This is a genomic window from Solibaculum mannosilyticum (assembly GCF_015140235.1).
Taxonomy (GTDB): Bacteria; Bacillota; Clostridia; order Oscillospirales; family Acutalibacteraceae; genus Solibaculum; species Solibaculum mannosilyticum.
In genome coordinates, this window is sequence record NZ_AP023321.1 from 663,003 (window position 1) to 670,000 (window position 6,998).

A 6,998-nucleotide genomic window follows, 5' to 3' on the forward strand; every position below is an offset into this window, starting at 1 on the left:
TTTGGATGGCATGCATGGACAAAGTGAACGCTTCGGGCTATAATAGAATTCGCTTGGCTCTTTTTGCCGGGAGACTATGAATGAGAAAAGGGAAAGGGATTACTGGGTCCCTGAACCGGATAGGATTCATTATGGAGAAAAAAAGAAAATATTACATTAGTATGATCGTCATGGTGCTGCTCATCGCAGTGACCTTCATCTTTTTGCTTAAGGACAGTTCTCCCCAGGCGTTGTTTGACGTCATCCAATCGGTTAATCCATGGTTTGTTCTCATAGGCCTTACGATGATGTTTTTATTCATATCCTGCGAGGCGTTTAACATCCGCAATATTATGAGGTCCTTGGATAGAAAAATCCCATTTATCCGCTGCCTCAAGTATGCGTTTGTGGGATTTTACTTTAGTTCCGTGACGCCGTCGTCCACCGGCGGCCAGCCGATGCAGGTCTACTACATGAAGAAAGATAAGATAGAAGTAGGCCCCTCCTCTTTGACGCTGATGATTATAATGGCTGTGTTTCAGACGACTACGTTATTCTATGGCGCGGTGTCATTTCTCCTCAAGGGGCAGTTGGTGATAGAACACGTCCAGGCTTTGGGATTCCTTGTCTTATATGGGACGATCGTCAACATCGGGTTGGTGACTGGCATTTGCGTCATGGTGTTTTCCGATAAAATCGTGTATCGCCTGGTTATGTGGTGTGCCCGGATGCTCAAAAAGATACATCTGGTCAAGGACAGTGAAAAATTGGAGAAGTCCCTGGAGGAGCAGATCCATGAATATAAAAAAGGGGCTAAACATCTGCGCAAGCATCCGAAGGTACTGATCAAGGTATTTGCCACGGTGGCGGTACAATTGATTGCTTCCTATTCCGTACCTTATTTTGTGTATAAGGCTTTTGGATTGAGCGAATACAGCTTTTTGGATATCGTGGCCGTACAGGCTCTCTTGACCATTGCAGTATCCTCTTTGCCGCTTCCTGGGGCGGTAGGCGCATCAGAAAGCGGATTTATGCTTATCTTCCGCATTTTCTTCTCATCACAGTTGCTGCTTCCTGCTATGCTTCTGAGCCGGGGCATCAGCTTTTATTTCTATGTGGTGGTCAGCGGGATTGTTTCGGTGGCGGCCTACCTTCATTCCAGCCGCCGCAACCACCGTGAACTTTTGGGAAAAATCCGGCATCACAACAGAAAAGATTGAAAAAAAGCCTTCCCCTTTGTTTCATAGGGGGAGGCTTTTTAATTCTAATTTCTATTGACTTTAATACAAAAGCTGTACTTAGCGCGTTCTAGAAACAGATACATCCGTGGACTCCTCTACTCTTATCACATCAATGCGATAGTGGCTATCGGAAGAAAAATCCAATCGTTGGACATAAGTACTGTCCGGATCATTCCAGGGAATAGTGAGATATCCTTCCCGAGAATGGTCCAGCTCAGTGGTAGAGATGAAAGGGTCTTCTTGGCTTATCCATACAGAACCGGAGGCTTCCGCCTGGATATCGGAGTCCTGGCAGTGATTGAGAAGAAGTCCATTGGATGTTGAAAGAAATAGGTGGTAAAAAAAAGGATCTATTTTAGCATTTTCCATGGAACGCATGGCATTATTGACATGCTGGGTATCCAGTTGCTGAGAATATTGGATGTTAATTTCTGTTTGATTGCCTTGGTAGGAGGGGGTATACTGGGCTGTGGAAGTTGATGTGCCGTCACCTATCTCAAAGAAAGGGGCAATATTTTGAGGCTGATTTAAATGGGGGCAGATCACACTGGATAAGGCATGCTGGAGCAGGCAATATGCCTGATAAGATAATGGCTCTGTATTATCCAATTGCTTATCATCTTCCCAGGAAACATTGCCGCTGCTATCCAAAACAAAGAAAAATTCAATAGGTTGTGCAGGAACAATATCGATGGAATGACGGCCTTTATACTGGATGGAAGATTCCAACTGTTCCATTGTAATGCGATAATTCTTGCTTGTCTCATCAGGAGAAACTGAAAGAAGCCATCGATCTTCCCTGGATTCATAGGCTGAATTGTCCTGGGGAGAGTCATAGGAAAATTGGGTTTGGCTGAATCGCATGATGTTTTTTGCCACTGTTATTGTTTGAGTTTCCGCTCCACATACAAGAAGATACTGCCCCTCCTGCAATTCTGGAGGTGGGGCAGGGGGGCTGCTGACCTCCACGGACGTAGCGTAAAAGTCAGAGGAATCGGAACCGGCAGTTGGGCGAAACTGGGATAACATCCCCCAAGTGGCAATGACGGCTACTGCCGCAATCAATACAATTGATAACCAAATCCCAATTTTTTTCTTCATATATTTTCTCCTCACTTAAAAGCTGTATTTTTTGCGAATAGAAAATATCTCTGCTTCTAAGCCCATAGCGGTCTATTATGGATACTGTTATAATAAAACATTCTCTAAAATATTGCAACAATAAAATGCAATTTTTAACCAATTAATACAAAGAACCGGATCTTCGCAAGATTTCCCTTACAAAGATCCGGTTCCCTTTCTGCAATGGATTAATCTTTTACCTCGTAGCCCAGATCGTCGATGACGGCTTTAATGGCGTCTACCGACACAGTACTGTCGTGCTCTACCTTGACGGTGCCGTCCTTGGCGCTGGCCTCGGCCGACGATACGCCGTCCATACCGGTGACGTACTTGACCACTCGACTCTCACAGTGGGAGCAGGACATACCCTCCACCTTCAGCAATGTTGTCATAGCAAAACCTCCCTTATATTAAGATGAATACTATCAAGTGAAAAAATCACCGATTGTCCGTGTTAGGATTTGCGCACCGCACCCTTGGCACGGCGTAGACGCAGCGCATTGGTCACCACCGATACCGACGAAAGGGACATGGCTGCGGCGGCGATCATGGGGTTGAGCAGGGGACCGCCAAAGGCGTAAAGCAGTCCGGCGGCCACAGGGATGCCCAACGTATTGTATCCAAAGGCCCAGAATAGGTTTTCCTTAATGTTGCGGATGGCGGCTTTGGACAGCGCCACTGCATCGGCCACAGCGTGCATGTTGTCCTGCATCAGGACGACGCCGGCCGATTCAATGGCCACGTCGGTGCCCGATCCGACGGCCATGCCGACGTCGGCCATGGCCAAGGCGGGAGCGTCGTTGATGCCGTCGCCCACCATGGCGGTGACCACGCCGTCCTGCTTGATGCGCTGGATTTCACTGGCTTTCCCGGCGGGAAGAACGTCTGCCCGCACTTCATCGATACCGGCTTGCCTGGCGATGGCCTGGGCGGTACGGCTGTTGTCGCCGGTCAGCATGACGGTGCGGATGCCCATGTCATGCAGGGCCGCAACGGCGTCGGCGCTGTCGGGACGGATGGTGTCGGCCACGGCGATGACACCCGATAGTTGTCCATCAGCCGCTGCCCAAAGAGGAGTCTTACCTTCGGTCATACACTGTTCTGCCCGTTTTAGGGTGGTATCAGGGATGTCGATGTTCCGTTCCTTCATCAGCGCCAGATTGCCCAGAAGTACGGTTTTTCCCTCCACCTGAGCCTCGATGCCTTTGCCGGGCAGGGCAGAGAAGGATTGTACCTTCTGATGAGGGAGATCCCGTCCGTCGGCTTCACGGCATACCGCTTCGCCCAAAGGATGCTCGGAACCCCGTTCGGCGGCCGCAGCCATAGACAGAAGAGCATTCTCATCGGCGCCAGCGGGGATGATGTCGGTGACCTCAGGTTCGCCCTTGGTGATGGTGCCGGTCTTGTCGAATACAACGGTATTGACTTTATGGGCTGTCTCCAGGGTTTCGCCGTTCTTAAAGAAGATGCCCATCTCAGCTGCACGGCCGGTGATGACCATCAAGGCTGTAGGGGTAGCCAGTCCCAAGGCACAGGGACAGGCGATGACCAGCACCGAGACGAAAATGGTGAGTACAAAAGCGATGTCCTTGCCGGCCAGCAGCCAGATGACCGCCGCCACAACGGCGATGGCCAGTACCGCCGGGACGAACCATCCCGACACCTGGTCGGCCAATCGGGCGATGGGGGCTTTGGAGCCTTGGGCGTCCTCCACCATCTGGATGATGTGGGCCAAGGCGGTGTCCTGGCCGACACGGGTGGCTTTAAACCGGACCGAACCGTTTTTATTGAGGCTGCCGCCGGTGACGGCGTCACCAGGGCCTTTTTCCACCGGGAGGCTTTCGCCCGTCAGCATGGATTCGTCGATGGAGGTGGCGCCTTCGGTGACGACGCCGTCCACCGGCACACGGTCGCCGGGACGCAGGATGAGAATGTCGTCCAGCTGGACGTCTTCCAATAAGACCTCCACCTCACGTCCGTCCCGCTCTACAATGGCCACGGGCGGGACGAGGTTCATCAGTCTCTTGACAGCCTGATTGGCCTGACCTTTTGCCCGGGCCTCCAGGTATTTACCAAGGGTGACCAGTGTGACGATGGTGGCGGCCGATTCATAATACAGCTCATGGACGTGGTGCATAGAACCGTCGGCGATCATAAAAGTGGAGTAGAGGCTGAAGCCGAAGGCGGCGGCGGTACCAATGGCCACAAGGGAGTCCATGTTGGGATGAAGGCGGATGAGGGATTTGGTGCCGGTGACGTAAAATTTGCGCCCAATCACCAATACGACCAAACACAGTACCATCTGGACAATGGCATAAGCCAAAGGCGTGGATTCCGGGGAGAAGAAGGAGGGCATAGGCATGCCGATCATGGGCCCCATGGCGATGATGAGCAGGGGAACCGTCAAAGCGATGGAGGAGATAAGACGGTGCTTGTGCCGTTTGAGAGCCAATTGACGGCGTTCATCATCCGGATCCACCAAAGCGTCTTTGGCGATGTCCAAAGCCTCAAAACCGGCTTTTTGGATGGCTTCCTTTAAGTCGGAGAGGGATACCTTAGACGGGTCGTATTGAATGGTCGCCTTTTCGGCGGCCAGATTAACAGTGGCTTCCGAGACGCCGTCGATTTTGTTTAACACCCGTTCCACCGCAGCCGAACAGGATGCACACGTCATGCCGCCCACTTTTAACGTCACCTTTGTGGACCGGTTGGGAGCGGCGGCGCCATATCCTTCTTCCCTGACGGCTTCAAATAATTGTTCCACCGTCACCTGATCGGGATCGTACTCCACCGTAGCCTTTTCGGCAGGAAGATTGACGGTAGCCTGCGAGACGCCCTTCACTTTACCCAGCGCGCGTTCCACGGCCGACGAACAAGCGGCGCAGGTCATGCCGGTGACTTGGAAGGATGTTTTGGCAGTATGCTTAGGAATCTGAGCGCCAAAACCTTGATGTTCCACAGCCTCCACCATTTTTTCCGGGGTGATGATGCTGGAATCATACTCAATCGTCGCTTTTTCCGCCGGAAGGTTGACACTGGCCTGCGAGACGCCTTCTAATTTATTCAGGGCTTTCTCCACCGCAGCCGAACAAGCAGCACAACTCATACCGGTGATCTTTAATGTGATGTGATCCATGAAGTCCCACCTTTCTCAAAACGCAAGCCAAACTGGAAACAAATGAGTATTTGTCCCAAGGATCGCCGTTTTGAACTATCCTATAATAGTCTACTTATATTATAGGATTTTATCCGAACTTTTTCAAGTTCTCAGTGACTAACTTACAATACGATATTTCAAGGAAAAAGATGAACAATTTGTGAAATCTCAACAGGCCATTGAATCAAGAGCAAAACAGTCGTATAATGACGTTGGATTTTTGGATGTGATCCATCCATTCTGTTTTTGTCTGGATGATATTAAAGAATAGGAGAGGTTTTTCATGAATGATTTCACCTTGCACCTTACCACTAAAATTGTATTTGGCCGCGATGCGGAATCCAAGATCGGCGAAGAGGCCGCCCGTTACGGGAAAAAAGTCCTGTTGCATTACGGCGGCGGTAGCATCAAACGCAGCGGTTTGTATGACAGTGTAAAGGATTCCCTGGCAAAGAGCGGACTCGAGGTGTTTGAACTGGCGGGCGTCAAACCCAATCCTCGTCTTTCGCTGGTCAGAGAGGGCATTGAGCTGTGCCGCAAAGAGGGTATTGACCTCATCTTAGCCGTAGGCGGCGGCAGTGTCATCGACTCGGCCAAAGCCATTGGTATCGGCGTGCCTGCTAAGTGTGACGTCTGGGATTTCTATCTGGGCAAAGCTTGTCCGGAAAAGATGATGCCGGTGGGCGTCGTGCTGACCATCCCGGCCGCCGGCAGCGAATGCAGCAACGGCAGCGTCATCACCAACGAGGACGGCGACTACAAACGCGCTGTGGACAACCAGATCATGCGTCCGTCCTTTGCCATTATGAATCCGGAACGCACCTATACATTGCCTCCTTATCAGACCGCCTGTGGCATCACCGATATGATGGCCCATATTATGGAGCGTTACTTCACCAATGTGGATCATGTGGATCTGACCGACCGTCTGTGCGAAGCCACTTTGCGTACTATTATTAATAATGCCCCGATCGTGCTGCGTGATCCGGAAAATTACGATGCACGTGCAGAAATCATGTGGAGCGGAACCATTGCCCATAACGGTTTACTGGATACCGGACGCATCGGCGACTGGGGATCCCATAACATTGAGCATGAAATCAGCGGCATTTACGATGTAGCCCATGGCGCGGGTTTAGCAGTGGTGTTCCCGGCCTGGATGAAATATGTATATCATCATGACGTCGCCCGTTTTGTCCAGTTTGCCGTCCGGGTCTTTGATGTGGACTTGGCGTTTGGACGTCCAGAGGAGATTGCTGAAGAAGGAATCCGCCGTTTGGAACAATTCTTTACCAGTATCGGCATGCCCATCACCCTGCCGCAGTTGGGTGTAGATGACAGCCGTCTGGGAGAAATGGCCGACAAAGCATTGGTCGGTTGTGAATACCAAGGCCATTTTGTTCCTCTTTACCGGGACGACGTCTATAATATTCTGAAAATCGCTATGGGAAAATAAGAACCCTAAAAATGCCCACAAAGCCTCAGCCCACCGTGCTTTG

At 50.9% G+C, this 6,998-nt stretch carries 5 protein-coding genes; 2 read left to right on the forward strand and 3 right to left on the reverse strand.

Annotated features, from left to right (window positions below; translation table 11 throughout):
- Positions 1 to 131 precede the first annotated feature (131 nt).
- On the forward strand, positions 132 to 1,199 hold the full coding sequence (locus C12CBH8_RS03105; protein WP_171846282.1) for a lysylphosphatidylglycerol synthase transmembrane domain-containing protein: 1,068 nt from the start codon (positions 132 to 134) through the stop codon (positions 1,197 to 1,199).
- Between the two features lie 78 nt (positions 1,200 to 1,277).
- On the opposite strand, the gene C12CBH8_RS03110 is transcribed toward C12CBH8_RS03105, so the two are convergent.
- From C12CBH8_RS03110 to C12CBH8_RS03120, 3 genes are all read right to left on the reverse strand, one after another.
- Entirely contained in the window at positions 1,278 to 2,321 is a 1,044-nt protein-coding gene (locus C12CBH8_RS03110) for a hypothetical protein (RefSeq protein WP_215533519.1), read from the reverse strand.
- Positions 2,322 to 2,530: 209 nt separating this feature from the next.
- The gene (locus C12CBH8_RS03115; protein ID WP_090265094.1) at positions 2,531 to 2,734 is read right to left on the reverse strand and encodes a cation transporter; all 204 of its coding nucleotides are present in this window, start codon (positions 2,732 to 2,734) and stop codon (positions 2,531 to 2,533) included.
- A gap of 62 nt (positions 2,735 to 2,796) precedes the next feature.
- A complete protein-coding gene (locus C12CBH8_RS03120) occupies positions 2,797 to 5,478 on the reverse strand; it encodes a heavy metal translocating P-type ATPase (RefSeq protein ID WP_215533520.1) in 2,682 nt (893 codons plus the stop codon).
- Between the two features lie 304 nt (positions 5,479 to 5,782).
- Between C12CBH8_RS03120 and C12CBH8_RS03125 the strand changes: the two genes are divergently transcribed.
- Positions 5,783 to 6,955: an iron-containing alcohol dehydrogenase gene (locus tag C12CBH8_RS03125; RefSeq protein ID WP_090265090.1), complete on the forward strand. Its 1,173-nt coding sequence runs from the start codon at positions 5,783 to 5,785 to the stop codon at positions 6,953 to 6,955.
- The last annotated feature ends 43 nt before the right edge of the window (positions 6,956 to 6,998 follow it).

What these genes read in the sequence shown, in the direction of transcription:
- C12CBH8_RS03125 (WP_090265090.1), top strand. Translation starts at nt 5,783, where the DNA reads ATGAATGATTTCACCTTGCACCTTACCACTAAAATTGTATTTGGCCGC.
- C12CBH8_RS03110 (WP_215533519.1), bottom strand. Translation starts at nt 2,321, where the DNA reads ATGAAGAAAAAAATTGGGATTTGGTTATCAATTGTATTGATTGCGGCA.
- C12CBH8_RS03120 (WP_215533520.1), bottom strand. Translation starts at nt 5,478, where the DNA reads ATGGATCACATCACATTAAAGATCACCGGTATGAGTTGTGCTGCTTGT.
- C12CBH8_RS03105 (WP_171846282.1), top strand. Translation starts at nt 132, where the DNA reads ATGGAGAAAAAAAGAAAATATTACATTAGTATGATCGTCATGGTGCTG.
- C12CBH8_RS03115 (WP_090265094.1), bottom strand. Translation starts at nt 2,734, where the DNA reads ATGACAACATTGCTGAAGGTGGAGGGTATGTCCTGCTCCCACTGTGAG.